The 18,330-nt window shown below is 38.7% G+C and carries 17 protein-coding genes; 1 reads left to right on the plus strand and 16 read right to left on the minus strand.

All coding sequences use genetic code 11. The features are described from left to right. Window positions 1-39 precede the first annotated feature (39 nt). Window positions 40-1,023, minus strand: a complete 984-nt coding sequence (gene wzzB / locus E6P06_RS18260) for an LPS O-antigen chain length determinant protein WzzB (RefSeq protein ID WP_139935528.1) — start codon at window positions 1,021-1,023, stop codon at window positions 40-42. A 399-nt stretch (window positions 1,024-1,422) separates the two neighbouring features. Between wzzB and E6P06_RS18270 the strand changes: the two genes are divergently transcribed. Next, complete coding sequence (locus E6P06_RS18270) at window positions 1,423-2,427, plus strand: NAD-dependent epimerase (protein ID WP_048217350.1); 1,005 nt, start codon at window positions 1,423-1,425, stop codon at window positions 2,425-2,427. 57 nt (window positions 2,428-2,484) lie between these two features. On the opposite strand, the gene ugd is transcribed toward E6P06_RS18270, so the two are convergent. The 15 genes from ugd to E6P06_RS18345 form a co-directional block, all read right to left on the minus strand. Next, window positions 2,485-3,651, minus strand: a complete 1,167-nt coding sequence (gene ugd / locus E6P06_RS18275) for a UDP-glucose 6-dehydrogenase (RefSeq protein ID WP_139935529.1) — start codon at window positions 3,649-3,651, stop codon at window positions 2,485-2,487. Between the two features lie 198 nt (window positions 3,652-3,849). Further along, a complete protein-coding gene (gene gndA, locus E6P06_RS18280; RefSeq protein WP_049014392.1) occupies window positions 3,850-5,256 on the minus strand; it encodes an NADP-dependent phosphogluconate dehydrogenase in 1,407 nt (468 codons plus the stop codon). 246 nt (window positions 5,257-5,502) lie between these two features. After that, the gene (locus tag E6P06_RS18285) at window positions 5,503-6,519 is read right to left on the minus strand and encodes a glycosyltransferase (protein ID WP_371419191.1); all 1,017 of its coding nucleotides are present in this window, start codon (window positions 6,517-6,519) and stop codon (window positions 5,503-5,505) included. A gap of 59 nt (window positions 6,520-6,578) precedes the next feature. Then, window positions 6,579-7,346: a glycosyltransferase family 25 protein gene (locus E6P06_RS18290; RefSeq protein WP_139935531.1), complete on the minus strand. Its 768-nt coding sequence runs from the start codon at window positions 7,344-7,346 to the stop codon at window positions 6,579-6,581. A 1-nt stretch (window position 7,347) separates the two neighbouring features. Further along, window positions 7,348-8,310, minus strand: coding sequence for an EpsG family protein (locus tag E6P06_RS18295; protein ID WP_139935532.1), 963 nt, complete (start codon window positions 8,308-8,310; stop codon window positions 7,348-7,350). Next, window positions 8,295-9,416 carry a glycosyltransferase gene (locus tag E6P06_RS18300; RefSeq protein ID WP_139935533.1) on the minus strand — a complete coding sequence of 374 codons (1,122 nt, stop codon included), beginning with the start codon at window positions 9,414-9,416 and terminating at the stop codon, window positions 8,295-8,297. The genes E6P06_RS18295 and E6P06_RS18300 overlap by 16 nt, the downstream gene beginning before the upstream one ends. After that, window positions 9,394-10,620, minus strand: coding sequence for an O-antigen translocase (locus E6P06_RS18305; protein WP_246862911.1), 1,227 nt, complete (start codon window positions 10,618-10,620; stop codon window positions 9,394-9,396). The genes E6P06_RS18300 and E6P06_RS18305 overlap by 23 nt, the downstream gene beginning before the upstream one ends. A 49-nt stretch (window positions 10,621-10,669) precedes the next feature. After that, complete coding sequence (locus E6P06_RS18310) at window positions 10,670-11,773, minus strand: DegT/DnrJ/EryC1/StrS aminotransferase family protein (RefSeq protein WP_139935534.1); 1,104 nt, start codon at window positions 11,771-11,773, stop codon at window positions 10,670-10,672. A gap of 11 nt (window positions 11,774-11,784) precedes the next feature. Then, the gene (locus tag E6P06_RS18315) at window positions 11,785-12,318 is read right to left on the minus strand and encodes a GNAT family N-acetyltransferase (protein WP_139935535.1); all 534 of its coding nucleotides are present in this window, start codon (window positions 12,316-12,318) and stop codon (window positions 11,785-11,787) included. Next, window positions 12,311-12,718, minus strand: a complete 408-nt coding sequence (locus E6P06_RS18320) for an FdtA/QdtA family cupin domain-containing protein (RefSeq protein ID WP_139935536.1) — start codon at window positions 12,716-12,718, stop codon at window positions 12,311-12,313. The genes E6P06_RS18315 and E6P06_RS18320 overlap by 8 nt, the downstream gene beginning before the upstream one ends. Next, entirely contained in the window at window positions 12,711-13,583 is an 873-nt protein-coding gene (rfbA, locus tag E6P06_RS18325; RefSeq protein ID WP_139935537.1) for a glucose-1-phosphate thymidylyltransferase RfbA, read from the minus strand. Before rfbA ends, E6P06_RS18320 begins: the two co-directional genes overlap by 8 nt. A 1-nt stretch (window position 13,584) precedes the next feature. Beyond that, window positions 13,585-14,658 (minus strand): dTDP-glucose 4,6-dehydratase, encoded by a 1,074-nt coding sequence (gene rfbB, locus E6P06_RS18330; protein WP_139935538.1) that lies wholly within the window; start codon window positions 14,656-14,658, stop codon window positions 13,585-13,587. Window positions 14,659-14,680: 22 nt separating this feature from the next. Further along, window positions 14,681-15,700: a glycosyltransferase gene (locus E6P06_RS18335; protein WP_139935539.1), complete on the minus strand. Its 1,020-nt coding sequence runs from the start codon at window positions 15,698-15,700 to the stop codon at window positions 14,681-14,683. Window positions 15,701-16,061: 361 nt separating this feature from the next. Beyond that, window positions 16,062-16,955 (minus strand): GalU regulator GalF, encoded by an 894-nt coding sequence (gene galF / locus E6P06_RS18340; RefSeq protein ID WP_139935540.1) that lies wholly within the window; start codon window positions 16,953-16,955, stop codon window positions 16,062-16,064. Window positions 16,956-17,192: 237 nt separating this feature from the next. Beyond that, a complete protein-coding gene (locus E6P06_RS18345) occupies window positions 17,193-18,188 on the minus strand; it encodes an SDR family oxidoreductase (protein WP_139935541.1) in 996 nt (331 codons plus the stop codon). Between the last annotated feature and the right edge of the window lie 142 nt (window positions 18,189-18,330).

Below are 18,330 nucleotides of genomic sequence, written 5' to 3' on the forward strand. Positions count from 1 at the left end.
AACCGGGCACTGCCCGGTTTTTTGTTGTCAGGTTCAGGTTTACTCTGCTTTTGCGTTGTAACCACGCAGAGCATTTCGCCCCAGCACCACGCCAGCCCCAATCATCCCGCCGAGCAGAACCGCCAGCACCAGGGTAATCGCTTTTTTCGGACTGTCGCGACGAATCGGTAACGTTGGTTTCATCACATAGCGATAGGCGTGTAACTCGGCCCCTTCAAGCTTAAGACCAACAATATCCAACAGCTTTTGCTTAGTCTGAAAGTAGTTATCAGACAATATCAAAGGACGTGTAGATTCGTGCTCAATCATGGACTTCAGGGCATCACTACCCAACAGGAACATGCTATCCTGCGTAACATCCTGAGTTTGCTGAATCTGCGGCTTAATCACCCCGGCTTGTTCTGCATAACGCAGCGCTTCCTGGATTTGCTTGATTCGCAGATCTTTTTGCTCCTGAGCAACCACTTCCTGAGTTTTCAGAGAATCTTCAAGAGTACTGGTTTGCAGTTTGATGTTATCAGCCAGGTCAAGTTCCAGCTCTTGGGCAACCTTTTCATCTGTTTGTTGAATGTATTCGGCGAGCTGACGCTGAGCGTCTTCAGGTGAGCCACCCACATAAGAAACCGCCAACGGTAATGGTTGCCCTTTTACAGACTGCTCAATCGATAGTTTTTCAGGCTTTTCCTGATTATCCAGCGTTTCCGCCAATGCAGAAAATGACGTGCTAAAACGGCCAATCACGTTTGCCTGTAACTCAGTAACCTTAGGGGCGCTGACACCATACAACACGTTGAGGGCGTTGTTATAGGTGGCTATCTGACCCACATCCGGTTGAGTAATAATGGCTGTTGAGGTCCATTTCTCCTTAGCAACTGCCAAATAGCCCACAGCAAGTACTATGGCAACAACAATCGCGATAACGATTGTTACTTTCCCACGCCATAACTGTACCAGTAAATCAATCAGATCAATCTGTTCCGGATCATGACTGCTCCCGGACATGTTGTTATCACTTACAGACATAGAAACCCTAGATAAGGAAAGACTTAAACTGGGATTAGTTTAGCTATAAATTGAGGCAATGCCATAGGATTAATGATAAAAAAATCAAATTGTTTGAGGGATTTTGATTGGTATTTCAATCACTACTGAAAATCAATACGATTAAACAAAAGTGTAAATACTCAAAGAACACTTTCATGAGCAAAAAAACAGCAATAATCAGATTTCATGCCCGCCAATCGTTGCACTTTACAATTCATTTTAATGAATTCATGTCGTGAATACTTACCGTCTAACCAGTAAAGATGGTAAGCGTAAAAAATATAACAATTAGCTTTTTTACCATCTAACGGTATCATTCCACTTTTTAGTAGCGCCTGTTGGTGCCTGGCTATTATTTAGCCAAAAAGAGGAATAAACATGAAATACCTGGTTACGGGTGCCGCTGGTTTCATCGGCTTCCACGTTAGCAAACGCCTCCTTGAGGCTGGCCATCAAGTAGTCGGTATTGATAATCTGAACGATTACTACGACGTCAGTCTTAAACAAGCTCGTCTGGAATTACTTGCGCAGCCTGGTTTCCAGTTTAATAAAATTGATTTAGCCGACCGCGAAGGCATGACTGAACTCTTCGCATCCGGGCATTTTGAACGTGTCATTCATCTTGCCGCACAGGCTGGCGTACGTTATTCACTCGAAAACCCGCATGCCTATGCAGACTCAAATCTCACAGGCTTTCTGAACATACTGGAAGGGTGTCGCCATAATAAAATTCAGCATTTACTCTATGCCTCATCCAGTTCAGTTTACGGCCTGAATCGCAAAATGCCTTTCTCTACGGATGATTCCGTCGATCATCCCGTGTCGCTGTATGCAGCAACCAAAAAAGCCAACGAGCTGATGGCTCATACTTATTCCCACCTGTACGGATTGCCCACCACTGGGTTGCGTTTTTTCACCGTGTACGGTCCATGGGGTCGACCGGATATGGCGCTGTTCAAGTTCACCAAAGCGATGCTGGAAGGGAAAAGTATTGACGTCTATAACTACGGAAAAATGAAGCGTGACTTTACCTATATCGATGATATCGCAGAAGCAATCATTCGCCTGCAGGATGTCATTCCACACGCAGACACACAATGGACCGTTGAAACAGGCACGCCAGCAGCCAGCATTGCGCCCTATCGCGTCTACAATATCGGCAATAGTTCACCGGTTGAGCTAATGGACTATATCCAGGCTTTGGAAGATGCTCTGGGTATTGAAGCGAAGAAAAACATGCTACCACTACAGCCAGGTGATGTACTGGAAACCAGCGCAGACACTAAAGCACTGTATGAGGTAATTGGTTTTAAACCTGAAACCACGGTAAAAGATGGGGTGAAGAACTTTGTTGACTGGTACCGTAATTTCTACAAAGTTTAATTACTGACCTGATTAAAATAAAAGGCCTTTTATAAGGCCTTTTTTATGGAGACGAGATTAATCACTACCAAACAAATCGCGGGTATACACTTTATCGGCAACATCAGCTAATTCTGGCGTCATGCGGTTGGAAATAATGATATCTGCTTCATTTTTGAACGCATTAAGATCACGCACTACCCGAGAATGGAAAAACTCATCTTCCTCCATCACGGGTTCATAAATAATAACGGGCACACCCTTGGCTTTAATGCGCTTCATGATGCCCTGAATAGATGATGCCCGAAAATTATCGGAACCACTTTTCATGATCAAACGGTACACGCCGACCACCTTAGGCTTACGCGCAAGAATAGAATCTGCAATGAAGTCCTTACGCGTACGGTTCGCATCAACAATCGCGCCAATAATGTTATTCGGTACAGACGCGTAGTTAGCCAGCAACTGCTTAGTATCTTTCGGCAGACAGTAGCCACCATAGCCGAATGACGGATTGTTGTAGTGATTACCGATACGCGGATCCAGGCACACACCTTCAATAATCTGCCGTGAGTTCAAGCCAAGACTTTCTGCATAGCTATCCAGCTCGTTAAAGTAGGCCACACGTAACGCCAGATAAGTATTAGCGAACAACTTGATGGCTTCGGCTTCAGTCGAGTCAGTAAACAGCGTCGGAATGTCTTTTTTAACCGCACCTTCCTGCAGCAACGCGGCAAAACGCTCGGCTCGTTCGGAACGTTCACCAATAACGATACGGGACGGATGCAGGTTGTCGTATAGCGCACGACCTTCACGCAGGAATTCTGGCGAGAAGAATATATTGTCGATACCTAACTGTTCTTTAATCGAGTTCGTAAAGCCAACCGGAATCGTTGATTTAATTACCATCACCGCATTTGGGTTGATTTCGACCACATCGCGGATCACTGACTCGACGCTTGAGGTGTTAAAGTAGTTAGTTTTCGGATCGTAATCAGTCGGTGTCGCAATGATAACGTAGTCCGCGTCACGGTAAGCATCGTACTTATCGGTCGTTGCACGGAAATTCAGCTGTTTTGTCGCCAGATATTCTTCGATCTCCTTATCAACGATCGGCGATTTTTTCTGATTCAGCATCTCGACCTTCGTCGGAACGATATCAAGAGCGACCACTTCGTGGTGCTGGGCAATCAGAATACCGTTCGACAAACCTACATAACCTGTTCCTGAGATAGTTATCTTCATTCGCTGTGTAACTTCTTCCGGTTGAACATTTTAGGGTGAACACGCTGCCAACAACGTGGCGCATCGGCTCTGCATCGCGCCAGTATATCGTGATTTGCTACAACACCGGATATCGGACCTGACTGAATCCCATTTTTTGGCAATAAAAAAGCCCGGAGGAGCGCTCCGGGCCTGGATTCACAATTTGACTAAATCAGATTAATCCAGCCATTCGGTATGGAACACGCCTTCTTTATCGGTGCGTTTATACGTATGTGCACCAAAGTAGTCGCGCTGGGCCTGGATCAGGTTAGCCGGCAGTACCGCAGAGCGGTAGCTGTCGTAGTAGGCTATCGCTGCAGAGAAGGTCGGTACCGGAATACCGTTCTGCACAGCATAAGCCACTACATCACGTAGCGCTTGCTGATATTCGTCAGCGATATTTTTGAAATACGGAGCCAGCAGCAGGTTCGCGATGCCTTTGTTTTCAGCATAGGCGTCGGTGATTTTCTGCAGGAACTGCGCACGAATGATGCAGCCCGCGCGGAAGATCTTCGCAATTTCGCCGTAGTTCAGATCCCAGTTGTATTCGTCAGATGCGGCACGCAGTTGAGAGAAGCCCTGAGCATAAGAGACGATTTTGCCCAAATACAGCGCGCGACGGACCTTCTCAACAAACTCTGCTTTATCACCAGCCAGTTTAGCCTGCGGGCCAGACAGCACTTTAGATGCCGCAACGCGCTGGTCTTTCAGAGAAGAGATGTAGCGAGCGAATACGGATTCGGTGATCAGCGACAGCGGTTCGCCCAGATCCAGAGAGCTCTGGCTGGTCCATTTACCGGTGCCTTTGTTCGCCGCTTCGTCCAGGATCACATCAACAAGGTATTTACCCTCTTCGTCTTTCTTGGTGAAGATATCTTTGGTGATGTCGATCAGATAACTGCTCAACTCGCCTTCATTCCACTCGGTGAAAGTAGTTGCCAGCTCTTCGTTAGACAGGTTAAGGCCGCCTTTCAGCAGGGAATAGGCTTCAGCAATCAGCTGCATATCGCCGTATTCGATACCGTTGTGCACCATCTTCACATAGTGACCCGCGCCATCGGCACCGATATAGGTTACGCACGGTTCGCCATCTTCAGCAATCGCTGCAATTTTAGTCAAAATAGGTGCAACCAGTTCGTAGGCCTCTTTCTGCCCGCCAGGCATGATAGAAGGACCTTTCAGGGCGCCCTCTTCACCGCCGGAAACACCGGTACCGATGAAGTTGAAGCCTTCAGCAGACAGTTCGCGGTTACGACGGATAGTGTCCTGGAAGAAGGTGTTACCACCATCAATAATGATATCGCCTTTGTCCAGATACGGTTTCAGGGAATCGATGGCAGCATCGGTGCCAGCACCCGCTTTCACCATTAACAGGATACGACGAGGGGTTTCAAGAGACTCGACGAACTCTTTCACCGTGTAATAAGGTACCAGTTTCTTACCCGGGTTCTCGGCAACAACTTCTTCAGTTTTTTCGCGTGAGCGGTTGAAGATGGAGACGGTATAACCACGGCTTTCGATGTTGAGCGCCAGGTTGCGCCCCATCACTGCCATACCGACGACGCCGATCTGTTGCTTGGACATTACATACTCCTGTCAGGTGTGGTACTGCGATATATAACGCAGGTTATATGTATATCATAACTCAAAATTTGAGAATAAGTTAAGCAATATTCTCACTCCCAGTTTTGTATACATAAATGTCTAGAAGATTTTTAATCTTAAATAAATATAGAGTGCCTTACAATATAATTTCATTTATAGCTTCACAACAAGTAATCTACCCTTACATGAATCATAGAACTAACTCATTATAAATAATAAAAAGAATCATCTATAAATATTAAGCCATTTATTAACAGCATTATCAATAGAAAAATTACTAATAATATAACTTCTATTTCTTGCACAAATTGAAGATTTCGCACTATCACTTAATCGTGATGTTTCAATTATTTTTTCTGCCAAAGCTACTGGATCTTTAATTGGAATAATAAAATTAGAATCGCCGATTACTTCTTTCACACCACCTGAATCCGTTCCTATAGCAATTCTTTCACATGACATAGCCTCAGCTACGACTAAACCGAATCCTTCCCAAGCAGATGGTAGAACGAAAATATCACATGCAGAGTAATATTGTTTTACATCATCTTTCGCACCCAACAATTTGACTCTAGTTGACAGGTTATTTTGATTTATAATTCTCTGTATATCATCCCTAGCATGGCCCTCACCTAATACTAATAGCTTATAACAAACAGGAAGTAATTTAAATGAATTAATTAAATTAGGATAATCTTTTGCTTCTGTTAGACGCCCTATTGCAAGCAATAAAATATCACCATCAGTTATATCAAATTGCTGCCTAATATTCCTTCTGGAAACTACATCATATTTAAAATAATCTGTATCTATTCCATTGTATACTGCAACTGATTTACTTTTTTTAAAAGCTTTATCCTTAATGAATTGTTCTAAGGCTTCTTGGCTAACATTAGTTGTTACGTCATTATACTTATCTGTAAACCTATACAACAATTTTCGAATGACGCCACCTTCGTTTTTATTATGTGCAGTACAAATCGTCTTCCACTTTCTTTTCAAGAAAATATTGGCAATTCTTACCATAACATTAGCATGAAACATATGTCCATGTATAACCTCTGGCTTATATGCTTTTATTATTCCGCATAAAGAAACAATAGACTTGATGAAACCAAAAATTGTTTTTCTCATATCAAGATTTATAATTTTAATGATTTCATTTTTTGGTCTGACATTTCCACCATGAGTAGCAGCAACAAGTAAAACTTCATGACCTAATTTTGCAAGTTTATCAGCCAAAAGACAAACCTGTTTCTCAGCCCCACCCAATCCCAGACCAGTGATTACAAATAAAATTCTCATAAGCCTCTAATAGTCAAAATAAGTTTACGAATATATCCGCGTAGTATCCTGAAAAAAATTAATATTGTAGATTCTTTCGCTATATATGTGCCACGTTCAGATTCAATTGAGCTTTTTAAATTATCAAAATCCTCAAACACTATTAACGGTCTACAGTGTAATATATCAAGTTCGAAGTTATTCTTAAAAAAATCCCAATCATCTGCAACAGTGAAAACTTTGCCATTATGTTTTTTTATGAATCGCTTAGCAGCGTTTTTATTTATCAAATAAGAAACCGTACCAGACGTCCAATTTCTCCAAGGCTTGCCAAGCTCAAAAATATTAATTTTTTGCTCAACAAGAATTGGTTCCATTTTATAAAAATTAGTAGCTTCAGAAAATTTTAACTTAGAATATCCGAGTAAGATAATATCCCACGGTATAGTGATTTTTTCACAGATATCAGTTATTAACTCCAAATAATTTGAAGGTAATAGTGCATCATCCTCAATGATAAGTGCATACTCATATCCGTCTTGTACAAATTTATCCAAAGCTTTTAAATGACTGAGAGAACAGCCGACTTCACCTCTTGTAATTGTATTTCTAACCTTGGGATATTTTAAAGCATCTCTGTTAATATATTGAACCATATTATTTTCGTCCATTTGCCTCATATCAATGGCATCAATAAAAAAAAATGGTTCCTTAAGTTGTAAGATAATTCTATTCCTTCGTTCAATTTCATCTTCTAGAGATATTACATAAACACCGATAGACATTTTATTTTTCTCTTAGCGAAAAGGCAAAATAAACCAATAAAATTATTGATGGAATGGAAAAATAATAAGACCAAAATCCAAACCTACTTGCTGAAACAATATTCTGACTCAACAAAATATAGAAAAAAGAACTAAACAACATTACAGATGATACTTTCAAGATAATATCTTTTTTTCGCGCATATATATTTATTGCTGACAAAGAAAAAACCAAACACGAAAAAATCATACTTATGTAACTAGCTCTCTGAATTAGATTATCAGTATAATAGTAGTATACGATTTTTCTTTGCAATACTTCAGGGAGATTAAATTGCAATAGCACCGCCGCTATAGAGTCCAAATGGATATTTGAAATAAGAAACAATATTAAAGCAAGTGAAGGGAAAATAATTTTGTACAGTTTATCATTAAGAACTAACTTTATAAATTTAGATGAAGAAAAAACCATCCAAGTTATTGCATAGAAATGAGAAAATATGGAAAGCAGCCCAAGAATTGTTGCAAGTTTATTATATGACTTTGCACTGAAGTAAAGATAATATAAGTAAAATACCGCTGCCATATATTGCCTAACTATGAGAATAGCATTAGTATAAAAATAAGGAGTAAAAAAGAAAAAAAGAACAATAAATAGCAATGGCTTATGGCAACTGATGTATACAGTATAAAATATTAATGGCCCCCACAGAAGCAAGCAAAAAAATAAATAAACATTAAAATCCCCACCAAATAGTTTCACAAACATCATGCTTAATGGCAGTACAATCTCTATACCATATGGAAATAAATAATCTTCTATGTGTTTAAAATTATAATAATATTCAAGTGTATCACTTGTAATCTGAACCTCATAATGTGTAAAATAAAAAGCCCGTAAAACAAACAAAGACGTAACAACAATAGAAATAATGCAATATAGAGAACTGTGTTTTTTTTTTGCTATCATCAGCAATTCTCCCATATCTTAATATATTCATTTGCTATATTTTTTGCATTATGGTTCTCTAAAAAATAATTATATGCATTACATTTAATTTTTTCAATTTCTGATGGATTTTCAATTAAAAACGATAATTTGCCAATCAAATTTTGAAGGTCTGGTATAGCGTTAACTCCAATGTTGTCTGCATTATCTTCAAAACCCGAAAATACAACAGAACAGTATGCCATCCCTAGTAATCCATTGACACCGTAATCATAACTATATACCTGATCTAAAAAAATATCAGCTCCTGAAAGAAGTTCTAAATACTGTTGGTATGGGACCGATTTACATACAACATACTTGATCTTATCCTTACCATATTTATCTAGAATCACCTTCATTGCATCATCAAATAAATAGTTTCCTTTTCTGAATTCTTTTCCAATTTGCCATCCATGAAAAATAATAATTTCTTCAGATTTACGCTTAATTTTATCTACATCTATATTATAGTCACAAGTATGTAAGGGCAATCTTACTATTTTGGTTAATTTAGGATGCTTTTCATAGGCAATTTGGTAATCAATTAAACCGGGTATAATAGCACTACATTTTGCTTCGACATACCATTGAAGTTGCTTGTAAAAGATTCCATATTTATACTTTAAAGTATAAAGATACTTAGGAAGAGTTTTCAAGTTTAGGTTATCAAGAGCAGAATATTTATAATTCCCATGCAAACAAGCATTAACCCATCTGTAATCATCCCCCAATGCACATAAGACTAATTTTTTATTTTGTTTTGATATTTTTCTTATTAAAAGAATACTAGCTAATGATCCAAATGCCGACAGAGGTGCTGGATTTATAAATTGAACTATATCAAAGCCTGACAATTTAGATAGTAAACGTTTATATTTGAAGTAAGAGAAAAGTCCTTTCACACCTAGAAAATCAAAAAAATAATCTACCAAAAGTAATATCTTTGATTTATGATTTTTTGAAGGAATTGTTATATCACGCGGAAAATTTTTATAAGCATCGCCATCAGATATTGTTGTCACAAAATGACCAGATTCTTTTAGCGCTTTGGATAGTTGAGTATGTACACCTGAAAATTCACCGACTAACAAAATTCTCATAACTCTCTCGTTTAGTTATTCTGGCCATAAATATATACATAGTTATAAAATACATTACATATGTTATTAGATACGCATAATTTGCGCCGTGAGCTTCATATTTATTGATCAATACATATGATAAAAAAACAAAAACAAGTGAGAAAATTATTTCTGTACATATGTACAATTTAACCATCCCCCTTGATATCATCGGATATGCATAGAGCCAGCTTATTATTTTGATCACATCTCCCAAAAGCTGGATGCTGAAATATTCCCTTGAAGTATTAAAATTTGAAGTAAAAAGAACTAAAATAATAAAATCCCGAAGGAAATAAATACCGAAAGCCATAACTACTACAAGAGGGAATATAATAAGAAATGCACTACTTATTTCTTTTTGTATTTCTCTCATGTTTTTCAATGAAGATAATTTTGGCAAAAAATATGTACTCAAGGACAATGTAATAACACTTAAGTACACTTCCGATATTTTCCAAACAGCCTGCCACTGTCCAGTTATATCCCACCCAACCTTATGAACCATAATATATCTTATAGCAAGCTGTGTGATGGGTATCGATATTGCACTAACAATAGCCATTAAGGCATAACCAGATATACCTTTAAGTTGCTCTTTATTAACGTATCCCCAAAAAAAATTAAGCCTAAACCATTTTTGTCTAAAAACACAAATAATAGTTATCAGACCTAATAAGCCATTCTGAATTGACGCTGATATCAATGCTCCTATTACGCCATATGAATATACTAATATTATCATTAATAAACATGAAAAAATTACAGATATAATGCTTGCAACAATATATTTTTTATATTCCTCTAATCCATTCAGTATAGATAGTAATAATGTCCCTATTATGGCTAGTGGTGTGGATGCTATAATCAACAATATAAATAAGTAGTAATCTTCATCCCCTAATAGAAACTCACTTATTTGCCTTGAAAACAAAAGTATCAATGGCGAACTTATTAATAGAGAAATGAAGCTAATCATAAGTCCAGCCTTCCACCAGCTAGAGCAAGTTTCTAGCCCACCATTTTTTTTTTCTGCTGTGTATTTTACTATACCTTGTCCCACAGATGATGTGGCAAATCCGTTAAGTATGTTACTTATATTCTGCAATTGTGATAAAAGAGCTAACCCGCTAGGTCCTGTATATAAAGCAATAAATTTTGCAATAATGAAACCTGACATCATTCTTGTCAATGTCAGTAACCCAGAAAAAAAGTAACAGATATTATTTTTTTCATATACTAAAAGTATTTATGCAATTAATAACTTTTTCAACGTCAGACAATTTCATTACTGGGCTAATAGGAAGTGAGAGGACTGTTTGATGGATATTCTCTGTAATAGGGAGATTGTATCCCTTATATTCGATTAAAGCTTTTTGCTTGTGTGGAGGAATTGGATAGTGAATCATTGTCTGTATATCATTTTCAGATAAATACTTTTGTAGCTGTTCTCTATAATCGCACCTGATTACATATAAATGCCATACATGACTTTTGTCAAATGGATTATCAGGTAATTCAACTAAAGGATTTTTAATTTCTTTTGCATATTTGGAAGCAATAGCCCTTCGGATCTCATTATCGGAATCCAAATGCTTGATTTTAACTCTTAAAATAGCTGCTTGAATTTCGTCAAGACGGCTATTAACACCTTGATATAAATTTTCGTATTTTATATGGGACCCATAGTTTCGTAGCGCAGTAAGGATATCCAATAATTCAGAATCATTTGTTGTTATCATACCTGAATCGCCTAAAGCTCCAAGGTTCTTTCCAGGATAGAAGCTAAATGCAGCCGCATCTCCCCAATTACCAGCCTTTATACCATTTAATGTCGCTCCATGTGCTTGTGCACAATCCTCCAAAACAAGCAAACCATGTTTTTTGGCTAGGGTCATAATATTTTCCATCGGACAAATTTGACCATATAGGTGAACTGGTAAAATAACCTTTGTTTTCTTAGTAATTGCTTTTTCAATATTACATACATCAATATTGAACGTGTTTGTGTCTGGTTCTACAAATACAGGTATTAAATCATTTAATGTAATTGCAAGCACTGATGCTATATACGTATTTGCCGGGACTATCACTTCGTCACCAGCTTTAATTTTCCCCATTTTCTTCCAAGCATTCAAAACCAAAATCAAAGCATCTAAACCATTTGCTACACCTATAGAATATTTAACTCCACACCATTGGGAAAATTCTTTTTCAAAAGAAGCTAATTCTTTCCCCATAATATACCACCCTGAATCAATAACCCTTGAACACGCCTCTTTTAATTCATCTTTATGACGACCATTGATTTCTTTTAAATTCAAAAAATCTATCATTTGCAATCTCCTTAAAAATATTTGTGGTATTTTTTTTCTAGTTTAATAAAATCTTCAAAGCTAAATTCAAAATGTAAATTAACATTATCCTCTCGAACAACCCTCGCACCAGATTTAATATGAAACGCTAAAACATCTTTATTTTCTTTTTCTACCTGAAAGTATGAAGATATAAAGCCTTTATATAAAAAACCAAATTTATAAAGCAGGTATGCACTCTCTATTGCTGAGCTTTTCATTTTGCTTTCATTTAACACCCAACTCCCCCAGCAAAAACGATTATCTTCTGTAATATTATAAAGCCTAATGGTTCCAATAGGAATATTGGTATCTTTTCTTTTTATGATGAAATAATACTCTTCCGACAAACGCTCTCTTTTTTTATATTCTTTTATCCACTGAATCTGATTGTCAACCCCCGCCAAAACTGATGAAATATGTCTGTTTAGGTTTTCATTCATTCTTAGAGAATATATGAATTCGGCATCACTTATCTCAACTAATTCAAGTATTGTATTTTTAGAAACAAATACAGAATCAAGCATTGTTCACCTCCTGCAGAAATTTATTATAATCACGAATGTAATCATTTTCATCGTAGTAGTCATCAGCTAATACCATTAACACGCAGTCTGATGAATAATCATACATTTCATGCCAAACCATAGGTTCAATAACCAATCCAACAGAAGGAGAGTCTAGTTCAATATGTTCAATCGTTTTTCCATCATCAAGCAAAAATTTACATGAACCTTTTAAAGGGATAGCTATTTGGGTTAAATTTTTATGCGCATGAAAACCACGTCTAACACCTTCTTCAGTGTCAAACATGTAGTACACTCTTTTAATTTCAATAGGAACATCATTAAATTGCTCTACTACAACCAGAGCGCCTCTATGATCACCTTTTTTATTTAATTGGATTAATTTTATTTTATTAGTCATGACCTTTTACTAACCTAAGCAAATATTGCCCATAATGATTTTTTTTCAAATACTCCCCTCTTGAAACTAAATCACTATCCGTTAACCAGCTATTTCGCCATGCAATCTCTTCAGGGCAAGCAACCATCATTCCCTGTCTTTTTTGCACTGTTTCAACGAAGCTGCCTGCTTCAATTAGGCTATCGTGCGTACCAGTATCAAGCCAGGCAAAACCTCTCCCCAAGAGTTCTACAGTCAGGGATTGATTTTTCAGATAAACTTCATTAACTGTTGTAATCTCAAGCTCACCCCTTGATGAAGGGGTTATTGATTTCGCAATATTTATTACATTATTATCATAAAAATAGAGACCAGTTACGGCCCAATTTGATTTCGGATTAACTGGTTTCTCTTCGATACTTATAGCTTTAAATCTATCATCGAATTCCACCACTCCAAATCTTTCAGGATCCATAACCTGATATCCAAAAACTGTAGCTCCTGATTTTCTTTCAGCTGCAGCGAGTAGCTTTGGTGTAAACCCCTGCCCAAAAAATATATTATCACCCAAGACAAGACAAACAGAATCCTGTCCAATAAACTTCTCGCCAATGATAAATGCCTGCGCTAGGCCATCAGGACTGGGCTGTATAGCATAGGAAAGGCTGATGCCAAACTGGCGTCCATCCCCCAAAAGTCGGACAAAACCTTGCTGATCTTCAGGCGTTGTTATTATTAATATATCTTGTATCCCCGCTAGCATTAAAACTGATAAAGGATAGTAAATCATTGGTTTATCGTATACAGGAAGCAACTGTTTGGATATTCCCATTGTAATTGGGTATAATCGAGTTCCTGAACCACCGGCTAAAATAATACCTTTCATGTTATTCTAATCCTAATCGTTCACGTTGGTAGCTACCATCCTGCACCCGGCGGCACCATTCAGCATTCTTTAAATACCAATTAATAGTCTTACGAATACCACTCTCAAACGTTTCCAACGGTTTCCAACCCAACTCACGGCTAATTTTGTCCGCATCAATCGCATATCGGCGATCGTGTCCAGGCCGGTCAGTCACGTAGATAATTTGATCGCGGTAAGAGCCTTCCGTAGGTACAATCTCATCAAGTAGGTCACAAATAGTATGTACTACATCAATATTTTTCTTCTCGTTATGACCACCTATATTGTATGTCTCGCCAGGCTTTCCACGAGTGACAACCGTATATAGCGCGCGGGCATGATCCTCAACATACAGCCAGTCGCGAATCTGGTCCCCCTTACCATAGATAGGTAAAGGTTTACCTTCCAGCGCATTAAGGATCACCAACGGAATCAACTTTTCCGGGTAGTGATACGGGCCATAGTTATTGGAGCAGTTCGTGACAACCGTCGGTAAACCGTAAGTACGTAACCACGCACGAACTAGATGATCGCTGGACGCTTTAGAGGCAGAATAAGGACTACTGGGGGCGTATGCCGTTTTTTCAGTGAACAGCGGCAGCACCTCTCCATTTTTAACTTCATCAGGATGCGGCAAATCACCATAGACCTCATCTGTCGAAATATGGTGAAAGCGAAATTCTTTTTTGGTACTCTCATCTAGAGTAGACCAATAAGCACGCGCTGCTTCCAGCAGAACATAGGTTCCTACAATATTGGTCTCGATAAAAGCGGCAGGTCCAGTAATTGAGCGATCCACATGGCTTTCTGCTGCAAGATGCATCACTGCATCCGGTTTATGGATCGCAAAAATTCGATCCATTACCACTTTATTGCAGATATCCACATGCTCAAAATAATAACGGTCGCTATCCTTAACTTCATTAAGGGACTCAAGGTTACCAGCATAAGTTAGTTTATCTACATTAATAACGACATCCTGAGTATTTTTAATAATATGCCGGATAACAGCAGACCCAATAAAACCAGCCCCACCTGTTACTAATATTCTCATTTTATTGTTTTCCGTTAATGAATTATAATCCTAAGATTAATCTTTTATAAGCACTAGAATAACTATTGAAATCAAATTTTTTCTTCTCTAGTTGCGCTGCGGCCAAGTAAATATCATATTTATCAAAGATATCTAATAAGCCTTGTTCAATTTCTTTCGGAATATTTGAAACAATTATTCCATTTTTATCGATTAATTCTTTACATCCACCAACATCGCTAATCAAAAGAGGAATACCCGCAGTATGAGCTTCTAATCCGGACATTGGTAATCCTTCGCTATCCGATATTAGAGCAAAAACATCATAATCTGAATAATTATTAAAGCTCTTAATTTCACCAAGAAAATTAATATTGGCACAATCTTTAAATTTATCTCTTAATTTTTCTAAATAATCGCCACCGCCAACAACATCCAATTGGATATCAGGATGTTTTCTTACAACATCAGCCAAAAGCTCTGGTCTTTTAGGATGAGTTAACCTACCAACAAAAACTATCTTTCTATTATTTTCATGATTTTCTTTACATTTCATTTTTGGTATAGAATTAGTCAATGTTATTATCTTATTTTGTCTAATCCCAATAATATTCCGAGCTTTTTCCTCATCGCTTTTTGAAACACACCAAATTACATCAGTAAGATGAGAAAGATATTTTTCAATTTTGATAAACAATAACTTTAACGTGCCACCATTATATATGCATGACCATCCGTGCGAAACATATACACACCTAAATCTAGTAAATAATTTTGCCATTCTGGAATAAATACCAGCATTTGCAGAACTGGCTATCATTACTCTAATCTTTTCATTTTTAATGTATTTCAGAAGAGCGAAATAACCTGTAAGACTAAAATGCTTTTTTAACTGAGGCAATATCAGGATATTATCGAAATTACCCTGTTCAGTTAACCATCCTTCTTCCGATGTTATCAAGTGAACAGAGCTATCGTTCCTCACTAATTTCATCATTTCATTTGTCCATGTCTGAGCCCCACCGATCTCAGATTTGGTCACAATAAAAGCAATATTATTCATAAGTTATTCAAATTTAAGTTTTTGAAGGGTTACAGCAACGCGCGAATTTGCAACGTCTCAAATTATGTTATTTCCCAACCAAGAGAACGCTACCGCCCCTGGCTCAAAAGCTACCAGTGCACTACACTCGCCCCATATCTGTACTGGACCATTTAGACGCTTGAAATCTAACGACTAATTGTCTTACCAATCGAAGGTAGAAACAAGAAAAAAAACAAAGGTATCAAGATTCTCTTAATCAACTTAACGCCTTGTTTTATATAAAAAAAGCAATGACATCTCAAATTATAGCCACTGCTACATTTTAAAGCGGTCACTGCCATGTTTATTTCGTTAATATACATTTGACCGAAGTTACATCTTAGTTATTCAGCAACTTCTCAATACTTTTCCTGAACTTCGGCCCTTCTTTCAGATTCCGCAGCCCATACTTAACAAACGCCTGCATATAACCCATCTTTTTACCGCAGTCGTAGCTGTCACCCGTCATCAGCATGGCATCAACAGACTGTTTTTTAGCCAACTCTGCAATGGCATCAGTCAGCTGAATACGTCCCCAGGCACCTGGAACAGTTTTTTCCAGCTCTGCCCAGATATCAGCAGAAAGCACATAGCGTCCTACGGCCATCAGATCGGAATCCAGCGTTTGCGGCTGATCCGGTTTTTCGATGAACTCAACGATACGGCTGACTTTACCTTCGTTGTCCAAAGCCTCTTTGGTTTGAATAACAGAGTATTCAGACAGATCGCCCTCCATACGCTTAGCCAGCACCTGGCTGCGCCCGGTTTCATTAAAACGAGCAACCATAGCAGCGAGATTGTAGCGCAGCGGATCCGCACTTGCGGTATCCAGAATAACGTCAGGTAATACCACGACAAACGGGTTATCACCAATGATAGGGCGAGCACAAAGAATAGAGTGACCCAGACCCAGTAACTGAGCCTGACGGACGTTCATGATAGTCACGCCCGGAGGACAGATAGACTGCACCTCAGCTAATAACTGGCGCTTAACACGTTGCTCAAGCAACGATTCGAGTTCGTAAGAGGTGTCGAAGTGGTTCTCAACCGCGTTCTTAGACGCATGAGTTACCAGAACGATTTCTTTGATACCTGCAGCTACAATTTCGTCGACAATGTATTGAATCATCGGCTTGTCAACGATCGGCAGCATCTCTTTAGGGATTGCCTTCGTGGCTGGCAACATGTGCATCCCCAGGCCCGCTACCGGGATAACTGCTTTCAAATTAGTCATTCTCTCTCCTACCTCCAAACGGCTGATAAAGTATAGACTTTAGCCGTACGTTAGCCAGTATTGCTGGCTCCATCCTCAACACGATATAACCAGGTTGAGGTAAACCGAATGCAAACTCTACACTTCACCAGCGCCGAGGTGAACTCGGATTCCTCGGAAACAAACTCATCTCGTCAGTTTTATAGCATTCCCGAAAAATCGAAGTTAACTAAGCCCCAGACACTCTACAAACAACAATCACTCAGAGACAAACGTAATGTCATCTTTCTTATCGTGCAAAAATTCGTATTTTAAAGTGCGATCCAGTCCCTGAGATAATGTGTAAGGAGCAACAAAACCGGATGAGTGGACTTTCGTTGCATCAAACTGTGTGGTGGCACAGAACTTCTTCACGCGCACAGAGCTGACGGCATATTTTTTGCCGGTCACTTTACCCAAAATATCAAAGCAATAGCCACCTAACATGCCTAAAGCGTAAGGTAAGTGTGCTGAGGGGATTTTTTTACTTAAGCTCTGTTCAACTTCGGTAACAAGTTGATTCATATTGAGATCAGGTTTATCAACGTAATTATAAACCTCATAACCAGCAGTCACATTCTTCAGTTTATACTTGATAAACTCAACAATATTACCCACATAAGCCATTGATTTATAATTCGTACCCGCCCCAACCATCATAAACTTACCGCTAGCGATCTGCTTCAGCAGATTATAAACGTTGCCGCGATTGCGTTCGCCAAAGATAACCGTTGGGCGGATAATGGTCAGTGAGCGTTCATCTGGAGCTTTGGCATGCCATTCACGCAGGACCTCTTCCGCTTGCCACTTGCTTTTACCGTAGTGGTTGAAGGGATCGTGAGGATGATTTTCATCAGGATTAGTTTTGTTCAGACCATAAACGGCGACAGAGCTAGTGAAAATGATGTTCTTAACATCATTTTTCTCCATAGCGGCCAATACATTGCGCGTCCCCTGAACATTCACATCATAGTAGAGTGAAGTAGGACTGACATCATCACGATGTTCAGCCGCTAGCAAAACAACCGTATCATAGCCTGAAAGCGCCTGATCCAAAACTTGTTGGTCGCGAACATCGCCAATTTGCGTGATTTGCGGATAGAAATGACTCTGCTGTTTATCCAGATTCTTGATATCAAAATCCGCAACAGCCGTCTCCAGGAGTCTGGTCCCCACGAATCCGGAGGCACCGATGAGCAAAACTTTATCGTTCATAAATCACTTTGTCTGTTCGTAACACAAAAAAATATGATAAAGATGAGCGTCTTCCCTGAGTAGTCGATGCTGCCCAGCCCCAGCTTTAACAGTAATTGGGTGATTATAATCTTTTAGCCAATGATATCCAGTAAGAATATAG

Source organism: Citrobacter sp. CF971, from assembly GCF_006385635.1.
In the GTDB taxonomy this organism is placed as follows: Bacteria; Pseudomonadota; Gammaproteobacteria; order Enterobacterales; family Enterobacteriaceae; genus Citrobacter; species Citrobacter freundii.

What these genes read in the sequence shown, in the direction of transcription:
- wzzB (WP_139935528.1), bottom strand. Translation starts at nt 1,023, where the DNA reads ATGTCTGTAAGTGATAACAACATGTCCGGGAGCAGTCATGATCCGGAA.
- E6P06_RS18270 (WP_048217350.1), top strand. Translation starts at nt 1,423, where the DNA reads ATGAAATACCTGGTTACGGGTGCCGCTGGTTTCATCGGCTTCCACGTT.
- ugd (WP_139935529.1), bottom strand. Translation starts at nt 3,651, where the DNA reads ATGAAGATAACTATCTCAGGAACAGGTTATGTAGGTTTGTCGAACGGT.
- gndA (WP_049014392.1), bottom strand. Translation starts at nt 5,256, where the DNA reads ATGTCCAAGCAACAGATCGGCGTCGTCGGTATGGCAGTGATGGGGCGC.
- E6P06_RS18290 (WP_139935531.1), bottom strand. Translation starts at nt 7,346, where the DNA reads ATGTCTATCGGTGTTTATGTAATATCTCTAGAAGATGAAATTGAACGA.
- E6P06_RS18295 (WP_139935532.1), bottom strand. Translation starts at nt 8,310, where the DNA reads ATGGGAGAATTGCTGATGATAGCAAAAAAAAAACACAGTTCTCTATAT.
- E6P06_RS18300 (WP_139935533.1), bottom strand. Translation starts at nt 9,416, where the DNA reads ATGAGAATTTTGTTAGTCGGTGAATTTTCAGGTGTACATACTCAACTA.
- E6P06_RS18305 (WP_246862911.1), bottom strand. Translation starts at nt 10,620, where the DNA reads ATGATGTCAGGTTTCATTATTGCAAAATTTATTGCTTTATATACAGGA.
- E6P06_RS18310 (WP_139935534.1), bottom strand. Translation starts at nt 11,773, where the DNA reads ATGATAGATTTTTTGAATTTAAAAGAAATCAATGGTCGTCATAAAGAT.
- E6P06_RS18315 (WP_139935535.1), bottom strand. Translation starts at nt 12,318, where the DNA reads ATGCTTGATTCTGTATTTGTTTCTAAAAATACAATACTTGAATTAGTT.
- E6P06_RS18320 (WP_139935536.1), bottom strand. Translation starts at nt 12,718, where the DNA reads ATGACTAATAAAATAAAATTAATCCAATTAAATAAAAAAGGTGATCAT.
- rfbA (WP_139935537.1), bottom strand. Translation starts at nt 13,583, where the DNA reads ATGAAAGGTATTATTTTAGCCGGTGGTTCAGGAACTCGATTATACCCA.
- rfbB (WP_139935538.1), bottom strand. Translation starts at nt 14,658, where the DNA reads ATGAGAATATTAGTAACAGGTGGGGCTGGTTTTATTGGGTCTGCTGTT.
- E6P06_RS18335 (WP_139935539.1), bottom strand. Translation starts at nt 15,700, where the DNA reads ATGAATAATATTGCTTTTATTGTGACCAAATCTGAGATCGGTGGGGCT.
- galF (WP_139935540.1), bottom strand. Translation starts at nt 16,955, where the DNA reads ATGACTAATTTGAAAGCAGTTATCCCGGTAGCGGGCCTGGGGATGCAC.
- E6P06_RS18345 (WP_139935541.1), bottom strand. Translation starts at nt 18,188, where the DNA reads ATGAACGATAAAGTTTTGCTCATCGGTGCCTCCGGATTCGTGGGGACC.